At 75.2% G+C, this 21984-nt stretch carries 16 protein-coding genes and 1 pseudogene; 4 read left to right on the top strand and 13 right to left on the bottom strand.

All coding sequences use genetic code 11. From position 1 onward, the window contains the following. The 4 genes and pseudogenes from ABD323_RS29230 to ABD323_RS29215 all read right to left on the bottom strand — a co-directional run. Window positions 1-271, bottom strand: a pseudogene (locus tag ABD323_RS29230) (1-deoxy-D-xylulose-5-phosphate reductoisomerase); the annotation flags it as partial. Window positions 272-462: 191 nt separating this feature from the next. Then, window positions 463-1911, bottom strand: coding sequence for an aldehyde dehydrogenase family protein (locus tag ABD323_RS29225; protein ID WP_344445002.1), 1449 nt, complete (start codon window positions 1909-1911; stop codon window positions 463-465). A 172-nt stretch (window positions 1912-2083) separates the two neighbouring features. After that, window positions 2084-3736 (bottom strand): PucR family transcriptional regulator, encoded by a 1653-nt coding sequence (locus tag ABD323_RS29220; protein ID WP_344445001.1) that lies wholly within the window; start codon window positions 3734-3736, stop codon window positions 2084-2086. 261 nt (window positions 3737-3997) lie between these two features. Next, window positions 3998-5911 (bottom strand): type IV secretory system conjugative DNA transfer family protein, encoded by a 1914-nt coding sequence (locus tag ABD323_RS29215; RefSeq protein WP_344445000.1) that lies wholly within the window; start codon window positions 5909-5911, stop codon window positions 3998-4000. Window positions 5912-6509: 598 nt separating this feature from the next. Between ABD323_RS29215 and gabT the strand changes: the two genes are divergently transcribed. Then, window positions 6510-7865: a 4-aminobutyrate--2-oxoglutarate transaminase gene (gene gabT / locus ABD323_RS29210; protein ID WP_344444999.1), complete on the top strand. Its 1356-nt coding sequence runs from the start codon at window positions 6510-6512 to the stop codon at window positions 7863-7865. A 479-nt stretch (window positions 7866-8344) separates the two neighbouring features. Beyond that, window positions 8345-9016, top strand: coding sequence for a phosphatase PAP2 family protein (locus ABD323_RS29205; protein WP_344444998.1), 672 nt, complete (start codon window positions 8345-8347; stop codon window positions 9014-9016). A gap of 56 nt (window positions 9017-9072) precedes the next feature. On the opposite strand, the gene ABD323_RS29200 is transcribed toward ABD323_RS29205, so the two are convergent. Continuing rightward, window positions 9073-9411, bottom strand: a complete 339-nt coding sequence (locus tag ABD323_RS29200) for a DUF2218 domain-containing protein (protein WP_344444997.1) — start codon at window positions 9409-9411, stop codon at window positions 9073-9075. A 182-nt stretch (window positions 9412-9593) separates the two neighbouring features. On the opposite strand from ABD323_RS29200, the gene ABD323_RS29195 reads away from it, so the two are divergent. Then, complete coding sequence (locus tag ABD323_RS29195) at window positions 9594-10205, top strand: MarR family winged helix-turn-helix transcriptional regulator (RefSeq protein ID WP_344444996.1); 612 nt, start codon at window positions 9594-9596, stop codon at window positions 10203-10205. Window positions 10206-10241: 36 nt separating this feature from the next. Here the strand turns inward: ABD323_RS29195 and ABD323_RS29190 are convergent, their stop codons facing one another. Beyond that, window positions 10242-11213 carry an EamA family transporter gene (locus ABD323_RS29190; RefSeq protein WP_344445003.1) on the bottom strand — a complete coding sequence of 324 codons (972 nt, stop codon included), beginning with the start codon at window positions 11211-11213 and terminating at the stop codon, window positions 10242-10244. A gap of 135 nt (window positions 11214-11348) precedes the next feature. Here ABD323_RS29190 and ABD323_RS29185 point away from each other — a divergent pair, with 135 nt between their 5' ends. After that, window positions 11349-12290 (top strand): LysR family transcriptional regulator, encoded by a 942-nt coding sequence (locus ABD323_RS29185; protein WP_344444995.1) that lies wholly within the window; start codon window positions 11349-11351, stop codon window positions 12288-12290. Between the two features lie 55 nt (window positions 12291-12345). Here the strand turns inward: ABD323_RS29185 and ABD323_RS29180 are convergent, their stop codons facing one another. The 7 genes from ABD323_RS29180 to ABD323_RS29150 all read right to left on the bottom strand — a co-directional run bounded on the left by ABD323_RS29180 (window position 12346) and on the right by ABD323_RS29150 (window position 21785). Continuing rightward, a complete protein-coding gene (locus tag ABD323_RS29180) occupies window positions 12346-13113 on the bottom strand; it encodes a ZIP family metal transporter (protein WP_344444993.1) in 768 nt (255 codons plus the stop codon). A gap of 171 nt (window positions 13114-13284) precedes the next feature. Further along, window positions 13285-14967, bottom strand: coding sequence for a restriction endonuclease (locus tag ABD323_RS29175; RefSeq protein WP_344444992.1), 1683 nt, complete (start codon window positions 14965-14967; stop codon window positions 13285-13287). Window positions 14968-15227: 260 nt separating this feature from the next. Further along, window positions 15228-16967, bottom strand: a complete 1740-nt coding sequence (locus ABD323_RS29170; RefSeq protein ID WP_344444991.1) for a hypothetical protein — start codon at window positions 16965-16967, stop codon at window positions 15228-15230. A 307-nt stretch (window positions 16968-17274) separates the two neighbouring features. Beyond that, window positions 17275-17715: a cupin domain-containing protein gene (locus tag ABD323_RS29165; RefSeq protein WP_344444990.1), complete on the bottom strand. Its 441-nt coding sequence runs from the start codon at window positions 17713-17715 to the stop codon at window positions 17275-17277. A gap of 130 nt (window positions 17716-17845) precedes the next feature. Beyond that, on the bottom strand, window positions 17846-18496 hold the full coding sequence (locus tag ABD323_RS29160; RefSeq protein WP_344444989.1) for a YigZ family protein: 651 nt from the start codon (window positions 18494-18496) through the stop codon (window positions 17846-17848). 155 nt (window positions 18497-18651) lie between these two features. Continuing rightward, window positions 18652-19959 carry a DUF6986 family protein gene (locus tag ABD323_RS29155; protein WP_344444988.1) on the bottom strand — a complete coding sequence of 436 codons (1308 nt, stop codon included), beginning with the start codon at window positions 19957-19959 and terminating at the stop codon, window positions 18652-18654. Between the two features lie 131 nt (window positions 19960-20090). Continuing rightward, the gene (locus tag ABD323_RS29150; RefSeq protein WP_344444987.1) at window positions 20091-21785 is read right to left on the bottom strand and encodes a DUF2637 domain-containing protein; all 1695 of its coding nucleotides are present in this window, start codon (window positions 21783-21785) and stop codon (window positions 20091-20093) included. Window positions 21786-21984: the final 199 nt, after the last annotated feature.

The raw sequence follows: 21984 nt of genomic DNA, 5'->3' as shown, positions 1-21984 counted from the left end.
CGAGCGCCGCGCGCAGCGCCGGCTCGGCCGCCTGCCGGGCCACCGCGACGGTGTGCAGGCCCAGCCGCAGCGCCCGCTCGGCCAGCAGCTCGACCTGCCCGCCGGCCGCCGAGAGGGCGACCACCTTGAACCGGTCCGGGTTGCGGAGCACGATGTCGATGGCCTGGGTGCCGATCGAACCGGTGGACCCCAGGATCACCAGCTCCCGCGGACCTGACGGATCGTCGACGACCGGGGTGAAGCGCAGCTGCGGATGGGCGAGCGAGTTCATGGGACCCATTGTGGCCTGCCCGCCCGGCCGGCCCCCACCCGGCGGGGGCCGGACCGCACCCCCAGGGGGCGCGCGGGCAGCGCGACGCCCCGGCACCGGCCTGCGGTGACGGGGCGTCGGAGTCGGGCGCGGGACCCGGCGGTCGAGGCCCGGAGGTCAGGACCCGGAGGTCAGGACCCGGCGGTCGAGGCCTAGAGGTCGAGGCCGGTCAGCACCAGGACGCGCTCGTAGGTGAAGTCGTCCATCGCGTACTTGACGCCCTCGCGGCCCACACCGGAGTCCTTGACCCCGCCGTAGGGCATCTGGTCGGCGCGGTAGGAGGGGGCGTCACCGATGATCACGCCGCCGACCTGCAGCTCCCGGTGGGCCCGGAAGGCGGTCTGCACGTCGTGCGTGAAGACGCCCGCCTGCAGGCCGAACTTCGAGTCGTTGACGGCCGCGAAGGCCTCGTCCGTGGACTCCACCCGGTGCAGCGACAGGACCGGGCCGAAGACCTCGGCGGTGGCCAGGATCGCGTCGGCGGGCAGCTCGGTCAGCACGGTCGGCGCGTAGCTCGCACCGTCCCGGGTGCCGCCGGTGAGCACCTTGGCCCCCTTGGCGACCGCGTCGTCCACCCAGGACTCGACGCGCCTGGCGGCGTTCTCGTCGACCAGCGGGCCCACGTCGACCGCGTCGTCGGCCGGGTTGCCGGTGACCTGCGCCTGGACCTTGGCGACGACCTTCTCCACCAGCGCGTCGTAGACGGTCGCGTCGGCGATCACCCGCTGCACCGAGATGCAGGACTGGCCGCCCTGGTAGTTGGCGAAGGTGGCGATCCGGGTGGCCGCCCACTCCAGGTCGGCCTCCGAGGACCAGTCGGCGAGCACCACGGCCGCGGCGTTGCCGCCGAGCTCCAGCGTGACGTGCTTGCGCGGCACCGAGTCCATGATCTGGTAGCCGACCTTGTCCGAACCGGTGAACGAGATCACCGGCAGGCGGTCGTCCTGGACCAGCGCCGGCATCTTGGCGTTCTCCACCGGCAGCACGCTCCAGGCGCCGACCGGCAGGTCGGTCTCGGCCAGCAGCTCACCGAGCAGCAGCGCGCTGAGCGGGGTGGCCGGGGCCGGCTTGAGGATGATCGGCGCGCCCACCGCGATCGCCGGCGCCACCTTGTGGGCCACCAGGTTCAGCGGGAAGTTGAACGGGGCGATGCCCAGCACCACGCCCTTGGGGAAGCGGCGGACCACCGCGAAGCGGCCGGTGCCGCCCGGGTCGGTGTCCAGGCGCATGGTCTCGCCGTTGGTGCGGCGGGCCTCCTCGGCGGCCCAGCGGAAGACCGAGGCGGCGCGGCCGACCTCGCCGCGGGCCCACTTGACCGGCTTGCCGTTCTCGGCGGTGATCAGCCGGGCGATCTCCTCGGTGCGCTCGGTCAGCCGGCGGGCCACGTGGTCCAGGGCCGCGGCGCGCACGTGCGCGGGGGTGGCGGAGAAGACCGGCACGGCGGCGACGGCGGCCTCGACCGCCTCGTCCACCTGCGCGTCGGTGGGCACGCCGACCGTGGCGACCAGGCTGTCGTCCCAGGGGTGGCGGACCTCGAAGGTGCTCTCGCCGGTCTCCTGGCGGCCGGCCAGCCAGAATGCATGGGTCGTGGTGGTGGTCACGGTGGTACCGGCCCTCTCCTCGTCGTCGCTGCCCCACAGCTGTGGCGCCGTTCCCACGGTAGGGCGACGGACGGGGAAGTCGGTTTGTCCACTCGGGAGCGAGCGGGCCAACGATCACTCCAGCTCGGCCTACTCCCGGCCCGCCCGGACCTGCTCCGCTCCCCCGGTCCGACTAGTCCTCGCCGGAGCGCAGGGCCAGCCAGAGCTCCATCCGCACGTCGGTGTCGTCCAGCGAGCGGCCGAGCAGCTCCTCCACCCGGCGCATCCGGTAGCGCAGGGTGTGGCGGTGCACGCCGAGGTCCGCGGCGGCCGCGTCCCACTGGCCGTGCCGCGAGAGCCAGGCCCGCAGGCTCGCCACCAGGTCGCCGCGGGCGGTGCGGTCGTGGTCGCGCAGCGGGCGCAGCAGTCCCTCGGCGAAGGCCGCCACCGCGTCCTCGCCGAGCAGCGGCAGCAGCGAGCCGGCGCCGACCTCCTCGTGCCCCACCGAGCGGCGGCCGCCGCGCAGCGCCACCGCGAGCGCGCGCTCCGCCTGCGCGTAGGCCGCGCCGGCCTCCTCGACCGGGGCCGGCGCCGAGACGCCCAGCGCCAGCCCCTCGTGCTCCTCCACCGCGCCCAGGCAGGCCCGGTGCACCGCGCCGCCGTCCACCGCGAGCAGCACCAGCCGCTCGGGGTGCGGCGCCGCGTCCTTGCCGTCCTTACCGTCCTTCGCGTCCTTGCCGTCCTTCGTGTCCCGGCCGTCCCTGCCCGCCGGTTCGCGCGCCACCAGCAGCTTCTCGCCGGCCCGGCCGCCCGCCTGCTCGGCGCGCTCGGCCAGCTCGGCGAGGTCGTGCAGCGGGACCTCGCCCTCGGCCCGCTCGGCGCCCGGCGCGGTCCCGGCCACCAGGACCCGTATCGTCCCCTCGGGCAGTCCGCCGAAGAGCCCGGTGGCGACCTGCCGGGCGGTCGGCACCTGGCCGGCCAGCACCAGGCGCAGCAGCGCCGCACCCATCCGCTCCTCGGCGTAGCGCAGCTCGCGCGAGCGCTCGAGGGTCAGGGTGAGCAGCGCGACCGCCGCGTTCAGCACGTACCGCTCGGTGGGGGTGATCCGGTCCTCGGTGCCGACCGCGAGGAAGCCGCGCGCCCGGCGGTCCGCACCGAGCGACTGCACCACCACGAAGTCCTCGTCCGCGGTGTCGAAGCCCGGCGCGCGTCCCTGCAGCGCCGCGCTCGCGGGGGCCGGCCGGCGGCGCAGCCGGTCCACCTCGGAGGCCAGCCGGGCCGCCCGCCGGGCCGCCCAGTCCGGCGCCACCACCGAGAGCGCGCCGGAGCTGTCGTAGAGCGCCGCCCAGCCGCCCAGCCGGGCCGCCAGCTTGCGCACCACCGCGGCCGTGCCGTTCTGCCCCAGGGCGGCCCGGGTGAGCTCGTCCTGCGCCTCGAAGCTGGTGGTCACCGCCTCGTACTGCTCGGCCGCCAGCGCCGCCGAGACCGCCTTGCTGATGGCGATGAACGGCGTCGGCTCGGGCACCCGCAGCAGCGGCAGCCCGCGCTGCGCCGCCGCCTCCACCAGCGGCTGCGGCACCTCGGTGTGCGACAGGCCCACGCCCAGCCCCAGGCCCACCACGCCGGCGTCGGCCAACCGGTGGACGTACGCCTGCAGGCTCTTGCTGCTCTTGCCGAGTTTGATCCCGGTGGTGAGCAGCAGCTCGCCACCCTCCAGGAACGGTGTGGGGTCGTCCAGCTCACTGGTGTGCACCCAGCGGACCGGGCGCTCCAGGTGGTCCGCGCCGGCGAGGACCGTGAGGTGGAGCGAGGAGTTGCGCACGACGGAGGCGAGTGTGGGGGGCATGGCACCTTCGGTGGGACGACCCGGCGGCCTCGTTGCGGCCGAGCGGCGGAAGAAGCGCGGAGGAACACGGGTACACGGGGTCAGCGGGTCCGCGGTCACTCAGAGGAGCATCACTCCCGCTGTCGCTCCCATTATGGACGCTGCGGACAAGCCGTGGCGCCGAACCCACCGCCGCGTAGCTAACCGAGCGCCGACCGCACGACTACCCCGCGTCAGAGCGCCAGCTCAGCTCGGCACCGGCTCGGGGCCGTCGGCGCGGTGTCAGCTCCGCAGGTCCACCAGGAGCGGCGGCACCTGCTCCCCCGTCACCGTGGTCAGCGAGACGACCGTGTGGCCGCCCGGCAGCGCGTGCGCCAGGTCCGAGGGCGACCACCGCTCCCGCTCCACCTCCCGGGTGGTGACGCTCTCGGTCTGCGCCGTGGTCCCCGACAGCGCCTTGCGCCCCAGCCGGCCCGCCTTGCGCAGCAGCCCGCCCGAGGTGTCCGGCGCCAGCGTCACCGCGCGCTCGCGCACCAGCACCGTGCCCCACGCCTCCGAGAAGAGCCGCCCGTCCCAGGGGGCGATCCCCGGGAAGGCCATCCGGCAGCCCACCGCGCCGAACAGCGGCGCCCGCAGCGCCTCCGGCAGATCCACCAGGCTGCGCAGCAGCAGCACCGCGCCCGCGTTGGCCCCGCGCAGCCGCCGCAACCCCTGCACCGCCGCGGTGTCCAGCGCCGCCGAGGCGTCGTCCACCACCAGCCCCGCGAAGAGCGAGCGGTCCCGGCGGGCCACCGCGGCCTGCAGGAACTGCCCCACCACCAACCGCGACAGGATCCGCGCCGCCTCCGGGTGGCTGCGCTCCGGCAGCTTCACCCGCACCCGCAGCGGATGCTCCAGCGCCCGCATCGCGAAGGCCGGCCGGTCCCCCTCCCCCACCGGACTGAAGCACCCCGCGAAGGCCGGCCGGTCCAGCAGCGCCAGGCGGTCGGCCAGCAGCACCCCCGGGTCGTCCGCCTGCCCGTGCCGGCCACGCCGCTGCTGCACGTCCGGCTCGTGCAGCGCCAGCACCTTGCGCTCCCGCAGCGCCTCGACCAGCGCCTCCCAGCTCGCCGCCTCCCCGCCCAGCAGCGCGCGCAGCTCCCGCAGCCCCGGGTAGCGCCCGAACGCCGCCTCGAACGGGCCGACCACCTGCTGCAGCGCGATCCGCGCGCTCTCCGCCCGCGAGGCCAGCTCGTCGGGCAGCAGCGCGTCCGCCAACCGGGCGGCCGCCCCGTCCGGGTCCTGCGCCGCGCCGTACAGGTCCAGCCCGTACGGCGAGGACGCGTCACCCGGGGCGATCACCACGTCGTACGAACCGTCCGGCCCCAGCTCCGCCTCGGCCGCCCCCATCACCACCACGCACGCGGTCCGGGCCAGCGCCTGCAGACAGAGCGCCTCCGCCACCGGTCGCGCCAGGCGCACCGTCTTCCCCGTCCCGGCCGGCCCCACCGCCAGCAGCGAGGTCGCCAGCAGCTCCTGGTCCAGCGCGAACCCCGCCCCCCGGTGCGCGGCCGGATTCTTCGGCACGTCCTGCGCCGTCCCCAACCTCACCTGCCCCACCAGCAGATCGTGCTCCGCCACCCGCACCGACAGGTCCCGCGCCTCCGACGGGTGCGCACACGCCGCCGCCCCCCGCGCCGCCACCTGCTCCCCGAACGCCCCGACCAGCCCCGGCTCGGCGACCACCTCCTGCCACACCCGGTGGATGCGCACGTAGTCGACATCACTCACCCGCCCCGCCCGGGTATCCGCATCCACCCCCGCCAACGCCTCCCCCAACCCCGCCCCCCGCAGAACCCCCCAGGGATCAGCGGAGGCGGGGGACTCGGGGGTCGCCCGCTCGCCGCCATCCGGCCTGCCGGCCTCGGGCGGGCCGTCGTTCGTCACGATCTTGGCCAGCACGGGACGAACGTTCCGGCTGAACCCCCGGGGCGAGAGGTAGCGCCGGTACACCTCGGTCCACCGGCCCATGCGGCCGAATAGGGCGATGAACAGGATGACCAGGACCAGGTTCATCAGCGATGCGACGACATTGAACTGATCCGCCGAGAGTCCGTGGAACCACCCCAGGTATCCGGCGGTGTACATCACCGCCGGCATGCCGTAGCGGTATGCCAGCAGGAACGTCAGCAGGTTGGCCCCCGCCCGCAGCAACAAGGCGCGAGCCGGTTGCGGTGACGACCCCTCGGCGGTCGCCTCGGGGGGCAGATGCCTGAGGCGGTAGATGCCCGGTGCGGCCTGAGGCCGCCGCTCCGCCACCCAGGCGACTAGGTCCAACGGGAGGCTGCGGCGCGGTGGCTGACGGGGCAGGCTCGGGACTGCTGGGCCTCGTGTGTCCTCCCCCGCCAGGCCCGTCCGGGGTCCCTGTGTGCCGTCCAGTCCCATTGCGGTCGCGCTCCCTTGCCCCGTGGCACCCGGCAGTCTGCATACCCATGCCGCCCCGCCGGCGACACGCCCGCGCTCAATGTAGTGGAGCGCCCGCTCGCGGCGGGGTCGGCGCGAGCGGGGGCGGGTAGTGGCCGGGCCGGACAAGTCTGTCGGCGCAGTGTGCCCGAGTGGCGCATGCCGGGGCCGTGGTGGCGGCCTTAGCCTGCGAGGACCGAGCCGATTCGACCTCAGCCGTCCGAGCTGTCCGAGCCGATCGATCCGAGCTGATAACCAGCGACCAGCACCGCTACGTCCGGCGAGGCGCCGAGCCATCCTGGTACGTACGGAGCCCACGCCCCTTCCACATCGCCACGTCTGGAGACACCCCATGAGCGCCGCACCGCTGCTCCCGCAGGAGCGCCGTCTGGTCACCGCGATCCCCGGCCCGAAGTCGCAGGAGCTGCAGGCCCGCAAGCTCGGCGCGGTCGCGGCGGGCGTCGGGACCACGCTGCCCGTGTACGTCGCGCGCGCGGGCGGCGGTGTGCTGGAGGACGTGGACGGCAACAGCCTGATCGACTTCGGCTCCGGCATCGCCGTGACCAACGTCGGCAACAGCGCGGCCGCGGTGGTCGCCAAGGCCACAGAGCAGCTGGCCGCCTTCACCCACACCTGCTTCATGGTGACCCCGTACGAGGGCTACGTGGCGGTGGCCGAGCAGCTCAACGAGCTGACCCCGGGCGACCACGACAAGCGCACCGCGCTCTTCAACTCGGGCGCCGAGGCCGTCGAGAACGCGGTGAAGATCGCCCGCGTCCACACCAAGCGCACCGCCGTCGTGGTGTTCGACCACGGCTACCACGGCCGGACCAACCTCACCATGGGCCTGACGGCGAAGAACATGCCCTACAAGCAGGGCTTCGGTCCGTTCGCGCCGGAGATCTACCGCGTTCCGGTCGCCTACCCCTACCGCTGGCTGACCGGTGCGGAGAACTGCGCCGCCGAGGCCGCCGCGCAGGCGATCGACATGATCAACAAGCAGATCGGCGCGGAGAACGTCGCCGCGATCATCATCGAGCCGATCCAGGGCGAGGGCGGCTTCATCGAGCCGGCCAAGGGCTTCCTGCCGGCCATCGTGGAGTACGCGAAGGCCAACGGCATCGTCTTCGTCGCGGACGAGATCCAGACCGGCTTCTGCCGCACCGGCCAGTGGTTCGCCTGTGACGACGAGGGCATCGTCCCGGACCTGATCACCACCGCCAAGGGCATCGCCGGCGGCCTGCCGCTGGCCGCGGTGACCGGCCGCGCCGAGATCATGGACGCCGCGCACGCCGGCGGCCTGGGCGGCACCTACGGCGGCAACCCGGTGGCCTGTGCCGCCGCACTGGGCTCGATCGAGACCATGAAGGAGCTGGACCTCAACGCGAAGGCCCGGCAGATCGGCGAGGTCATGCTCGGCCGCCTGCGCGCGATGCAGGAGAAGTTCGCCGGTTCCGACCGCTTCGAGATCGGCGAGGTCCGCGGCCGCGGCGCGATGATCGCCATCGAGCTGGTCAAGCCGGGCAGCAAGGAGCCCAACCCGGAGGTCACCGCCGCCGTGGCGAAGGCCTGCCACGCCGAGGGCCTGGTCGTGCTGACCGCCGGCACCTACGGCAACGTGCTGCGCTTCCTGCCGCCGCTGGTGATGCCGGAGCACCTGCTGACCGAGGGCCTGGACATCATCGAGAACGCCTTCGCGGGCATCTGATCCCACCGGGGAGCCACCGCCCGCCGTAAGCCGACGGTGCGTCAACTCCCCACCCCGCAGGACCACCTGTGCGCCCGGGCCCCACGGCCCGGGCGCACGGTTGCGTGGACGCACGGGCCGCCGTGGAGGTTGCACCGCGCGGGGTGAAGATGCTGTGCGAACCCCGGGGAGCCCGGTCCCGGGGCAATCCGCTTGACGTAGTGTCATGACAGATGGACAGCGAGCCTCATCCAGCGGCCGAAGTTCCGGCCTGCGAGGACAACCAGGCGCCCACCGTGGCGCCGACACAGGACCGATCGACCGGCCGTCCGGCCCACACCCCCCGGGGCGCACGGAGCGGCGATCACCCCAGCCGCCCCGGGACTCTCCCCCCCGTCCCGGGGCGGCTCACCCCTGTCCCGGCGCACGCCGCCGACCCGGCCCACGCCTCTGCCCCGACCCCGACTCCCGCCCCGGTTCCCGCGCGGCCCCCGTCGCCGGTGGAGCGCGGGTACGCGCTCGCCGCCCGGGCCGCCTCCTCCGTCGCCGTGCCGGCCGCGCTGGCCGTGCTGCTGGGGGCGGTCTCCTGGCAGGTCGCCGACACCGGCCCGCTGCTGGGAGTGGACCGGCGGGTCCGCACGACCGTGGCGTACCTGCGGCACCACCTGCACAGCCCGGCGCTCGACCAGGTCGCCCAGTGGCTCTCCGACCTCGGCAACGCGGTGCCGGCCGTCCCGGCCCTGCTCGGCGCCGGCGCGCTGGCGGCCTGGCGGGCCCGCCGCGTCGGGCGACGGCGCTGGTGGCTGCCCGTGCCGGTGGCCGCGCTCGCGGCGCTGGCGATTCCGCTGCTGGTGATACCGGCGAAGGCGTACTTCGCCCGACCGGGACCCTTCGGGATCCCGCTCGCACCCGACCAGCTGGGCTGGTACCCCTCCGGACACACCAGCACGGCCTGCATCGCGTACGGGGTCGGCGCGCTGCTGGTCGGCCGCACGCTGGCCCGTCGGGCCCGCCGGCAGCTGCACGCCGTCACCGCGCTGGCCGGCCTGGGGGTCGGGGCGGGGCTGATCTGGTGCGACTACCACTGGTTCCTGGACGTGCTGGCCGGCTGGTCGCTGGCCGGGCTGCTGCTCTGGGGCCTGAGCCGGTGGCTGCCGCACCCCGACCGCTGACGCCGCCGGGCCCGCCCGGTCCGCGCAGAGCCGGCCCGTCCGCGCGGACGGGCCGGCTACTCGCCCGCGGCCTCGCCCGCGTTGCGGTGGACCAGGCCCGCCTCGCCGTTGTCCCGGTGCCACTCCACCACCAGCTCGTCCTTGCTGCCGAAGCGGACCAGGTGGCGGCCCACGACGTCCTCCAGGCCGGCCAGGTCGTCGGCCGCGCCCTCGACGCTGAGCAGCAGCGCGTCGGGCTCGGCCTGCAGGGTGGCGGTGCCGGCGCTGAAGACCAGGTCGGCACGCCCGGAGTCGGCGTCGAAGTGTGCGGTGACCTTGCGGCCGAGGTGCGAGGCGAGCTGCTTGGCGTAGCGGGCGGAGCGGTCGGTGGCGACGCGGGCTTCGGAGCGGGACACGGGTTCCTCCAGGCGAACGACGACGGGGCCGCGGGCCCGCCGCCGGACGGCGGGCCACGGGACGGTGGCGAGCGGTGCGGGGCACCGCCGCCCATATGCTGAGCTTAGCTCACCATGTGACTGGCTCCTTACTGCTGCGGACCGATACCCTGGGCGCACTTCCCCCGCCGAGGAGCCCCCGCATGACCAGCTCGCCCACCGATCACGCCGACCGCCGCGCCACCGGCCCGGCCGGTACACCGGCCGCCGGGCCGGCCTCGGATCCGGCGACCGACGCGGTGGTCGGGGCAGGGATCGACACCGGGTCCGGCACCGTGACCGAGGGGGCGGCCGACGGGGTGGCCGAGCTCGCCGACGAGCTCACCCGGGCGATCAAGCGGATCCGCCGCCGCACCATCCACCAGCTGGAGCCGTACGGCATCACCCCCGGCCAGAGCCGCGCGCTGCGCGTGCTGGCCCACGCCGAGGCCTGCGAGACGCCGGGCCGGGCGATGCGGCTGAGCGAGCTCGCCGACCGGCTGAACATCGCCCCCCGCTCGGCCACCACCGTGGTCGACGCGCTGGAGCAGGCCGGGCTGGTCGAGCGGATCCCCGATCCGGCCGACCGGCGCGCGGTCGGCCTGGCGCTGACCACGGACGGCCGGGCCGCACTCGAACGCCTCGCCCAGGTCCGCCAGGCGGTGGCCGAGGAGTACTTCAGCGACACCGATCCGGCGGACGTGGCGGTCATGCTGCGGGTGCTGCCGGCGGCCGAGGCGGCCCACCGGGCCCCGGCGGCCGGCTGCGGCCGCTGACCGGCCGCCCCCCGCCCGCCGCGGCGCACAGTCCGCTCAACCGCTGACGGCCGGCTCACTGCGCGCGAGCCCGTCCACCAGCCCGTCCGCACGCGGCACGTCCGCGCGCGGCCGGTCCGCGCGCAGCAGGTCCCCGGCAGCCCGCCGGCGCGAACCTCGCGGCCGCAGGGCGAGCAGCCCGATCCCGGCGAGCACCAGCAGCGCCGCACCGCCGGCCACCGGCGTGACGGACTCGCCGAGCAGCAGCCACGCCGAGGACATCCCGAAGACCGGGACCAGCAGCGAGTACGGCGCCACCGCGCTCGCGTCGTAGGTCCGCAGCAGGAAGCCCCAGGCCGCGAAGCCGAAGAGGGTGGAGAGCAGGCCCACGTACAGGACCGTGCCGAGTCCCACCGGCGTGATCGCGGCCAGCGCGTGCAGGTCGGCGCGCGGCCCCTCCACCACCAGGGAGAGGGCGAGCAGCGGCAGCGGGGGCACCGCGCTGACCCAGACCATCCAGCGCAGCATGTCCGGCGGCGCCGCCTTGCGGGTCAGCACGTTGGACAGGCCCCAGGCCGCCGCAGCGGCGATGACCAGGGCGAACGCCTTGCCGGGCCCCACCGGTCCGAGGTCGGCGGCGGCCAACAGGATGCCGGCCGAGGCGATCGCCAGCCCGGCGACCCGCTGCGGAGCCGGGCGCTCGCGCAGCATCGCGGCCGCGAAGAGCGCGGTGAAGATCGCCTGGCTCTGCAGCACCAGCGAGGAGAGACCGGCCGGCATCCCGGCGTGCATGCCCAGGAAGAGCGCGCCGAACTTCACCACGCCGAGGACGAGGCCCACCGCCAGGATCCAGCGCCACCGCACCCCGGGCCGGCCCACCAGGAAGACCGCGGGCACCGCCACCACGGCGAAGCGCAGGGCGCAGAAGAGCAGCGGCGGGAAGTTCTTCAGGCCGATGTCGATCAGGACGAAGTTCAGGCCCCAGACGGCGGCGACCAGGACGGCCAGCGCGATGTGACGAGGACTCATGGCAGCGGTGGGTGCGCCGGCGGGCGCGGTCGGTGCGGGCATGCCCCGAGCATCGCCGAGCAGACTCTTCAGCACCAGCGAAGAATGCTGAACCCCATTCTTCAGTACTGCTAACCAATGGCGCATACTCGTCCCATGATGGATCTCGGACGGCTCCGGGCCCTGCACGCGGTCGCGGTGCACGGGTCGGTCGGCAGGGCCGCGGCCTCGCTCGGCTTCACCTCCTCGGCGATCTCCCAGCAGATCTCCAAGCTGGAGCGGGAGACCAGGACCGTGCTGCTGGAGCGCCAGGGGCGCGGCGTCGTGCTGACGGACGCGGCCCGGGAGCTGGCCGCCACCGCCCAGCGGGTGCTGGCGCTGGTCGAGCAGGCCGAGGTCACCCTGGAGGAGCAGCGCGGACAGGCGGTGGGCCGGCTGCTGGTGGCCGCCTTCCCCACCGGTGCCCGGGGCCTGCTGCCCGGGGCGCTGGCGGACCTGCGGGTGAGCTGTCCCGAGCTGGAGGTGCGGCTGCTGGAGAGCGATCCCTACCCGGCGGCGGAGCTGGTGGCCCGCGGCGAGGTGGACCTGGCCCTGGTGCAGGACTGGCCCAGCGTCCCGCTGGCGGTCCCGGAGGGGCTCTCCCGGCTGAACCTCGGCCTGGACCCGGTCGACCTGCTGCTGCACCGCGACCACCCGCTCGCCGCGAGCCCCGAACTGCCGGTCGCCCGGCTGCGCGGGCAGCGCTGGATCAGCGTGCCGCCGGGCAACATCTGCCACGACTGGCTGGTGCGCACCCTGCGGGAGGCCGGTGAGGAGCCGGACGTGCTCTACCAGGTGGGCGAGTTCGAGACCCAGATCGCCCTGGTCGCCGCCGGCCTGGGCATCGGGCTGGTGCCGCGGCTGGGGCGCGGCCCGCTGCCACCGGAGGTGCTCGCCCGGCCCGTGGTGCCCGAGCCCTCCCGCCGGGTCTTCGCGCTCTGGCGGACCCAGGCCTCGCGCCGCCCGGCGATCACCGCCGCGCTCGCCGCGATGCGCCGGCGCTGGCCGCTGCGGGAGTCCGCCGAGGGGCCCGCCACGGCGGTCGGAGAACGCGACTGACCCCGGTGGCCCGGCCGGGCGGCCGGGTCCATCCGGCTCCGCCCCGCCGGGCGACTCAGCCGGCCAGCCCGATCACCAGCCACATGAACCCGACCCCCACCAGCGTGCAGAGCAGGGTGGAGCGCGAGGGGTGCGGGCTGTGCGCCTCGGGGAGGATGTCCGAGGTGGCCAGGTAGAGCAGGAAGCCGGCGAAGAAGCCCAGGTACAGCCCGAGAATCCGCTCGGGGATGGTGAAGAGCAGCGTGATCGCCGCCCCGGTCACCGGCGCGAGGGCGTCGGCGGCCAGCAGGCTCAGGGCGCGGCGGCGGTTGTTCCCGTACAACCGGGTCACCGTGTAGGTGTTGAAACCGTCGGCGAAGTCGTGGGCCACCACCGCGATGGCCACCACCGTGCCGACCGTGCCGCCGGCCTGGAAGGCCGCGCCGATCGCGAAGCCGTCCATCAGGCTGTGGCCGACCAGCGCGCCGGCCGCGGTCAGGCCCACCCCCGGGGTGTCCCGCCCGGCGTGGGCGTGCGCGTGGCCCAGTGCGTGGGTGTGCGAGGCGTACTCGTTCTCGTGCGCCCGGTGGATGGCCACCGCGCGCTCCACGCAGTGGATCGTCAGGAAGCCCGCCGTGAACATCAGCAGCGCCTGCGGTACCCCGTGGACCTCCTGCGGTGCCTGCGAGAGCGCCTCGGGGAGCAGGTCGAAGGCGACCACGCCGAGCATCAGCCCGGCGGCGAAGCCGAGCACCAGGTGCCGCCGGTCGCCGGTGCGCTGGGCGACGAAACCGCCGACCAGCGTCATCAGAAAGGCCCCGGCGGCGACGAGTATCGCGGTCATCCGGCTGCTCCCGACCCCGGGGCCACTCCCACGCGGGGCGGCCACCACCCTTTCGGCCCAGCGTGAGCCACCGCGGAGCGGGCCGCGCGCCGACGGCGTCGTCCGGGTGACCGGTCCGGCGGTGGGGGGTCGGCCCCGGGGCGGCGGGCCGGGGCCGGGCAGCCGGCCGGGTCAGGGCGCGGTCACGCTCAACGGCAGGCCCAGGTGGGTCTCGGCCAGCGCGCGGAACCCGGCGCCGTCCGCGAGGTGGATCCGCCGGTAGGGCTCGGTGTCGACCAGGTCCAGCGCCTCCTCGGTGAAGCCGCCGGTGGTCAGCCACAGGCCGTTGCCGGCGGACTCCTCCTCGACCGCCTCCGCCAGCGTGCGGACCTCCGGCGCACCGACCTCGTCGGGCCGCCGCGAGGCGCAGATCACCCAGCGGCCCGGCAGGGCGCTGCCCGGTGCCCCGCTGCCGGTGGCCACCAGCCCCGACCGGCCGCGAAGCCGCACGCTCCAGTCACTCAGCCCGCCCCGGGTGAACAGCTCGCGGACCAGGACGGCGAACTCGCCGCAGGACAGGTCGGTGACCGCCGGCACGGCCGCACCGGCCACCGCGGACGGTCGCACCGCCGCCCGCGCGTACGGGTCCGGGCTCACCGCCGCACCCAGCTCGCGCAGCTGGACCAGCGCCTCGTCCTGCTCGGCCGCCGCGTACACGCCCGGCTCGGCCTCCTCCTCGACGAACTCGACGGCCGGCAGCAGCCGGGTCCTGGCCAGCGCGTCCCGGTCCGCGTCCACCGTGAGCAGGCAGGTCGCGCCCGGCTCGCGCAGCCAGCCGTTCAGCACCACCCCGGCCAGGATGTCGTCGGTGTCCACCGCGTCGACCGCCTGCAGCGCGCGCAGCGCCAGCCGGGAGACCAGCCGCAGGTAGTCGGCCGCGCGGTCCGCACCGGGCCGCGGGACGGGCGTGATCTCGCCGTCGCCGCTCAGCCGGTAGCCCTCCAGTGAGGGCACCAGCTCCAGCGGGGGCAGGTCCAGGTCGAGCACGGCGGTGCGGGTCAGCGGCCGGAAGACCGCGCGGCAGGTCGCCGGCAGGTCGGGCGTGGCCGCCTCGGCGGCGGCCAGCGCCCGCTCCAGCAGCGACTCGACGGCGGCCGGCTCGGCCTCCCGGTAGGCCCGGCGGCACTCCTCCAGGCTGTCGTTGTACTCCTGGACCGCGCGCGCCCGGGCCTGCTCGGCCTGCTCGTGGGCGAGCCGGGCGGCCGCCTCGGCCGGGTCGGGGGCCGCCGCCCGCTCGGTCCGGAACCGGCGCAGCGCCCGCTGGTGGGCCAACCGGGCCTGGGCCAGCTCGCGTTGGTAGCCGGAGTCCAGCAGGCGCCGGGTCGGCGCGGCGTCCGGCTCACCGGTCCGCTCGGGCGGTACGAAGTCCTCCCAGCGCGGCTCGCGCTCCGCCTCGGCGCCGGGCGGACCGTCCGGGTAGGGGCGCGGCTCGTAACTGCGCAGCTGGCTCTCGAAGTCCATCGCGCTGACCGGCAGGGCGAGCCGGCCGAGCAGGTCGGCCAGCCGCTGCTGTTCGGCGCGGACGGTCGCCGTGCGGCGGTGGGTCTGCTCGGCCACCCGACCCAGCTCCGCCACCGCCGGGTCCAGGTCCGGCGACCCGCCCCCGGGGACGGCACCGGCTGGGACCGTGGGCCCGTCCGGCCGGCCGGCGCCGCCGAAGAACTCGGTCGTGGGATCGCCGAACACGGCACCCGGGGCACCGGGTTCGGCCCCGCCCGCCACGCCCGAGGGCCCGTTGAACATCGACGCCAGGAAGCCCCCGCGCAGGGCGAAGGCGTTGTCGAGGGCCGACTGGCGCTTGGTCGAGTCCTGCATCGGCGGTCGGTCCCCCATGCTCGTCCGGCACTTCTGCGGTGGCCGGTCAACTGCAGGCAGCCGGAGGCCCACCCGCGGTGGACGGCCCGGCCGGAAGCTGGGGGAGGCATACCCCCTGCGAGCATTCTCCACCGTCCGGCGGCCTGGTGGAGTCAGACCGCCGGACCGGGGTTCCCCGCCGGCCCCGCGCAGCCCGGTCGACCAGGCCCGACGGGCCGAAGCGGCGACGCGGAACCGAACGGGAACGCGGGGCGGTACCGTCAGTTCGTCCTGGTGTTGGTGAGGTGCATACCGATGTATCCGACGTAGATGCGACCGCTGCCCGAACAGTCGTCGAGGTAGTGCAGCCGAGGGGCCGTCCGGCCGCCGCCGATCCGCAGATGGGCTCCCATGAAGGCGCGCCCGCTGGGATCAACGGTGGGCGGGACCGTGAACATCCGCTCGCGCCGCATCTTGGTGTGGCTGCAGACCGTCCGCGACTCGCCGCGCACCGCCTTGCGGGGCGGGAAGTGGCTGCCGCCGACCGGCGCGTGCTCGCACCACTGCTTGAAGTCCCCGCCGGCCGCGCCGTGCACGGCGACGGTGGCGTACTCCTGCAGCGCCGTCAGCCCGTCCCAGGTGAGCCGCACCCAGTTGCCGCCGGTGGTGTGCGCGTCCAGCGCGAGCGTCTCCTTCTCGTCCCCGGTGAAGCTCACCAGCGGGAACTCGCCCATCCGGTCGAGCAGTTCGATGAAGCTCGCCGGCCCGGTGTGGTCCTCGGCGAGCAGCGCGGCCCGGTCGGGGACGGCCTCGCCCGGCGGACAGAGCCTGCTGTTCAGTACCCGCAGCTGGGCACTGACCCGGCGCAGCGCGGTGCTCTGCAGCTCGTTCTCGGCGCGCAGGTGGAGTTCGCGCCGGTGGGAGCGGTGCAGGCTGCGCCGAACGCGCTGCAGCTCGTCCGCGCCGGCCTGCTGCACCTGGGCCAACTCGCCGGTGAGCTCCCTGAGCTCGGTCAGCTCGGTCAGCTCGGTCGGCCCGGCCAGCCCGGTCGGCCCGGCGGTCGCGGTCGGCGTCGCGGAGCGCGGTGGCTGCACCGGCCGCACCCGCAGGACCGGCACCCGGGCCAGCGGGCCGGGCAGCGGGGCGAGGTCGGCCAGCCGGCGCGGCTCGCGGGCCAGCAGCGCGGCGGCCCGGCGGGGTTCGCCCTCGATCCGGTGCCGGGGCAGTACCAGGTGGCGCAGCGCGTCCCGGCGGGAGGCCGGATCCACCTCGGGCAGGTAGGTGCGCACCGCGCCGCCGTAGACGGTGTGGAACTCCAGCGCGACGTTGAAGGCCACCCGGGCCCCCGGGTCCAGCACGTAGCCCACCGCGAGGCCGGCCACGCCGTGCAGCAGCGGGTTGACCAGCTCGGTGGTCCAGGCCGCCGGGTCGAGATCGGCCGGGACGCTGGCCACCACGACGGGCAGCCGGCGGGCCGGGTCGCAGAGTTCGTCGATCACGCCGTCGACCTCCCCCGCGCCGATGATCCGGGGCAGCGGGCGGACGTCACTCTCGCCGTCCAGTGCGTCGAGCAGCGGCAGCAGGTCGCGGACGAGCTCGGGGACCGGCACGCGCCCCGGGGTGCGCAGTCCGGAGGTGGCGGCCAGGTGCTCGGCCTCCAGCCGGATCCAGCTGGGCCCGCCGCTCTCGGTGGCCACGGTGAGGGTGAGTTGGTGCGTGCCGTGCGGCGCGGGGGTGCGCAGTCTGCGGCGGGAGTAGCGGCCGGGGGGCGGCCCCGGTGATCGGGCGGTCAGCAGGCCGGCGTCACGATCGAACAGGACCCGGTCGGCCAGGCGGTGCCGGGTGGCGACCGGATCGGCGCTCGGCGCCGGCCCGTCGAGCCCGGGCGGGGCCTCGGGTGGGGGCGGGGTCTCGACCGGCGGCGGGGGCTCGCTGTAGCCCTCGTGCTTGAGCCAGGCGGCCAGGCACTGGTCGGCCAGTGCGACGGCGTCGGCGTGGGACTGACGGGTGCTCACCGTCATCCGGTAGGGCGTGGCCTGGCCCGACGGGAACGGGCCCGGACGGGGATCGGTTGCGGCAGCCGCGGCTGGCGCGGTGCGGTCAGTGATCATGGGTGGTGCCTCCGTGGTGCGCTGGTGGGGTCTGACGGTCCTCCATCGACGGGGTGATGTCTGGCTCCGGCCGGCCGCTGCCGACCTGGTCCTTGGGGGGAGAACGCAGCGGCCCGGAGCTGGAGTTCCAGTTCCGGGCCGCGTTAATTCGTTCGAGTGTCTTCTGCCCGTTCCTTGACGGGCGGGCGCCCGCCTGTCAGGCAGGGGTCCGACGGGCTCAGGCGCTGCGCTGGCACTCCGCCGGGCCGGCCAGTCCACCGACCGTACCGACCGTACCGACGGCGCCGACCGCACCGAGCGCGGAGCGCACCGGCGTCGGCGCGGCCCCCCGCACCAGCACCGGCCCCAGGCCCAGGCGGGCCATCAGCTCGTCCGGCAGGTCCAGCGCCGGCCGCGGCGCGGGGACGGAGAGCGGGCAGCCGTCGACCTCCTGGTAGGTCGCCAGGATCACCACCGGCTCGGCGCCGAGGTTGTAGCCGATGTGAACCTGCTCCGGCAGCTCGACCAGGGACTCGCCCGGCAGCGTGACCTCGACCGTGCTGTCCTCCAGCACCCGCGTCAGCGTGCCCGCGAGCAGCACCGCCTGCACCCGGGCCGGGTGATAGTGCCAGCCGGTGTTGTCGCCCGGCGCGATGGTGACGGTACGGATCACAGCCATGTCGGAATCTGCTCCTGTGACTCGACGGTCATCTCAGGCTACTGACCGTCAGACGACGCCGAAACCGAATCCGTGCGCTTTGGCCGAAAGAATATGCGGCCCCGCCGAGGACCCGGGCGCCGGGGCTCCGCTACGGGCAGGGGACCTCGAGATAGGTGTGCCCGACCGGCACCGCGACCGCGGATCCGCCGCTGGCCTCCGCGAGCCAGTGGTGGAAGGTGGCCAGCTCGGGCTCCGGCACGCCCACCTCGATGCGCACGCCCGCGGCCTCGTAGTGCAGTTCGCGCACCGCGTGGCCGGCGGCGCGCAGATCGTTCTCCAGACGGCCCGCCCTGGTGTGGTCGGCCGCCACCGTCACCAGGGCGACCGGCCGCCGCTCCACCAGCCCCACCGTGTCCAGCGCCGCCGACACCACGCCGCCGTACGCACGGACCAGGCCGCCCGCGCCCAGCAGCACCCCGCCGAAGTAGCGGGTCACCACCGCGGCCGTGTCGGTCACCCCGCGCCGGCGCAGCACCTCGAGCATCGGGACCCCGGCGGTGCCGGCCGGCTCACCGTCGTCGTTGGAGCGCTCGCGGCGCTGGTCGGCGCCGACCACGAAGGCCGTGCAGTTGTGCCGGGCCTCCCAGTAGCGCTTGCGGATCCCGGCGATGAACTCCTGCGCCGCCTCCTCGTCGCCGACCCGCGCGAGATGGCAGATGAAGCGGGAGCGCTTCACCTCGATCTCGTGGCTGCCGTCAGCCCGCACGGTCAGGTAGGGCTTCGCGGCTGGCTGGCTCATGACGCGGCGGATCTCCGTTGTTGGTCGGACGGCAGGGGTCCGACCAGCCTATCCCCGCGCGGCGCCGCCGGGGCCGGCGCCGACTCGGCCGCCCCGACCCGGCGTTCAAGGCTCGGGGCACGCGCGTCGGCGAGCGCCGACCCGGCGACCGCCGCTCAGCGCCCGCAGAGCGCGTCGAGCTGTCGCCGGTCCAGCCCGGTCACCGCGGTGACCTCCGCCGGGTCGACCGCGCCGCAGTCCAGTCCGCGCAGCAGGTAGCCGCTGAGCGCCTTCGCGGTGGCCGGCTCGTCCATCACGTCGCCGCCCGCCTTCGCCACGTACGCGGCCAGCCGGGCGCCGGCCGCGGCCAGGCCCTCGCGGTAGAAGGCGTAGACCGCCGCGTACCGGGTGGGCAGGTGGGCCGGGTGCATGTCCCAGCCCTGGTAGTAGGCGCGCGCCAACGACCGCCGCACCAGCCGGTGGTGCAGGTTCCAGGCGGCGAACACCTGCTCGGTCGGTCCGGTCGGGATGACGTTGGTCGACCCGTCGGAGAGCCGCACGCCGGTGCCGGCCGCCGCCACCTGCATCACGGCCTTCGCGTGGTCGGCCGCCGGGTGGTCCATGCTCTGGTAGGCCGCGCTCACCCCGCAGGAGGCGCTGTAGTCGAAGGTGCCGTAGTGCAGGGCGGTCGCCCGGCCCTCGGCGGCGTCGATCATCCGGGCCACCGTGGCCCGGCCGTCGGCCCCCAGGATCGCCTGGGTGGTCTCGATCTGGATCTCGAAGCCGATCCGCCCGGCCGGCAGCCCGGCGCGCTCCTCGAAGTCCGCCAGCAGCCGGACCAGCGCGGCGACCTGCTCGGGGTAGGTGACCTTGGGCAGCGTCAGCACCAGGCCGGCGGGCAGCGCGCGGCCACCCTCCAGCAGGGTCGCCAGGAAGAGCTCCAGGGTGCGGATCCCGCGCTCGCGGACCGCGGCCTCCAGGCACTTGATCCGGATGCCGATGTACGGCGGCGCGGTGCCGTCGGCCACCGCGGCGGCCACCAGCCGGGCCGCCCGCACCGCCTCGGCGTCCTCCTCGGCGTCGGGACGCGGGCCGTAGCCGTCCTCGAAGTCGATCCGCAGGTCCTCGATCGGCTCGCTCAGGAGCTTGGCCCGGACCCGGGCGTGCACCTCGGTGATCAGGTCGTCGGCCGGCACGCCGAGCGCCTCGGCCAGCTCGGCCGGCGTCGCGGCGTGGGTGTCCAGCGCCTCCAGGGCCTGCCGGCCCCAGGTCGCCACGGTGTCGGCCGCGAAGGCGTCCGCCGGGACGTAGACCGTGTGGACGGGCTGACGGCTGCCGGAGTCCCCGGGGTAGCGGCGGGCCAGCTCGGCGTCGACCGGGCCGAGCAGCGCCTCGACCCCGGCACGGGCGGCGGAGGAGAACGTCGGGCTCTCCGGGGCTGCTCCGGCGGCGGCCGCACCGCCACCGACCTCGACCTGCGACATCCGGCTACCTCCACGCTGAAGCCATTCAACAATTTGTTGATGCGAAGGTAACCGCGGCCGCCGCCGGGCGTCAATGGCCGCCCAGCAGCCGGACCGCGCCGATCACCCGGACAGCGCCGCACGTCAGCGGGCTACTCCCGACCGAGCGTCGCGTACCGGTCCCTCAGGTGGGGCCAGATCCGGGCCATCTCGCTGCGGCTGGGCGGCGTCCCCGGCCGGCGGCTCGAGGTCACTCCGTACTCGCGGTGGAGGTAGTTGGCCAGGCGCTCCTCGTCGGGGTCCTGGTCGTAGGCGTCCTTGTAGGCGGTCAGCGCCTCCACTGCGAGGTCGACGGTCAGTTCCGGACCGGGGCCGGCCGGCCCCTCGGGCGCGGCGTCGGCGCTCAGGTCCTCCTCCTGCGCACGGGGCGCGGGCGCCACCCGCGGGGCGAAGACGTTGTCCTCGGCGGGCGCCGGCGCGGGTACCTGGACGGGCTGCTGCTGGAACGGTTGCTGCCACTCCTGCGCCGGGGCCGCCGCAGCGCCCGACGCCGCGGGGTCCGGCAGCCGACCCTTGGCCAGGGCGATCAGCTGAGCCGCGGTCAACTCCTGCCGCCGCGGCTCACCGGCCACCTCGGCCGATGCCGTCGGCACCCCGGACTGGGGAGCGACGGCCTGCGGTGCGGCCGGCTGCGGCTGGGCCGCCACGGGCTGCTGCACCTGTGCCGGCGCCGCCACCTGGGCCGAGGCGAACGGTCGGATCAGCGGCTCGGCCACCTGCTCACCGGGGCCGGCCTGCACGGGCTCGCCCGGCTGACCCTCCACCCCGCCGGGCCGCGACGCGAACCAGGCGGACGGCTGCCCGGCCGGGCCCTCCCCCGTCGGCGGGGCCTGTTCCTGCACCACGTGCTGGGCCGGCGCCTGCACCGGCACCTCGGCCGGCGGCCCACCGGCCGCACGGCCCGCCCGGATGTCGCGCAGCGCGGTCACCGGTCGCCCCGCTTTGGCTGGCCTCTCCTCGCCGCCCTGAGCCACCGAGCCCTCGCGCTGCCCGTCCCGCCACCGCGCGGCCGCCAGCTTCGCGAGCGTCGGCACGGCCACGGCGGCCGAAACGGCCGGCACCTCCGCCGGACCGCGCTGCGGCGCCGCCGTCACCTCGGCCGCGACGGGCAGCGGATCGAGCCGGTCCAGTGCCGTGACGTCGAGCGGGACCCCGTACTTGGCCAGCTTGAGCGGCAGCAACGCCTGGATCGGCGCCGAGCGCCGCCAGCCGCGCCCGTAGCGGAACCGCAGTTGGGCCCGGTAGACCAGCCGGTTCTGCTCCAGCCGCACGACCTCGTCGTACGAGCGCAGCTCCCAGAGCTTCATCCGCCGCCAGAGCCGGAAGGTCGGCACCGGTGACAGCAACCAGCGCATCAGCCGGACCGACTCCATGTGACGGTCGGCGGAGATCGCGGCGATCCGTCCGACCGCGTGCCGGGAGGCCTCGACCACCACGACGAACAGCACGGGGATCACCGCGTGCATGCCCATGCCCAGCGGGTCGCCCCAGGAGGCCGCCGCGTTGAACGCGATCGTGGCGACCGTGAGCACCCAGGCCGTCTGGCGGAGCAGCGGGAAGGGTATGCGGAGCCAGGTCAGCACCAGGTCCAGCGCGAGCAGGACCACGATGCCGGCGTCGACGCCGATCGGGAAGGCGTAGGAGAAGGTGCCGAAGCCCTTCTGCAGAGCGAGCTCGCGCACTGCGGAGTACGAGCCCGCGAAGCCGATACCTGAGATCAGGCAGGCGCCGAACGCGACCACGCCAAGCAGCGCGCGATGCGCACGGGTAAGGGATGGACGTGCCATTCGTTGATCAACCCCTGGGTCTCGACTCGGGCCATCGGGATCCTACTCGGACAAGCGTTCAGCTCCGCGCGCTGCCCCCCGCCCCGGGCTACCCCCAACGCGAAGAAGCCCCTTCCCGAGTCGGGAAGGGGCTTCTTCTGAAGAATTGTTCGGCGGTGTCCTACTCTCCCACAGGGTCCCCCCTGCAGTACCATCGGCG

Source organism: Kitasatospora nipponensis (genome assembly GCF_039528135.1).
Classification (GTDB): Bacteria; Actinomycetota; Actinomycetes; order Streptomycetales; family Streptomycetaceae; genus Kitasatospora; species Kitasatospora nipponensis.
The sequence above is the reverse complement of the archived record's forward strand: the minus strand, read 5'-3'. Positions and strand labels throughout refer to the sequence as shown.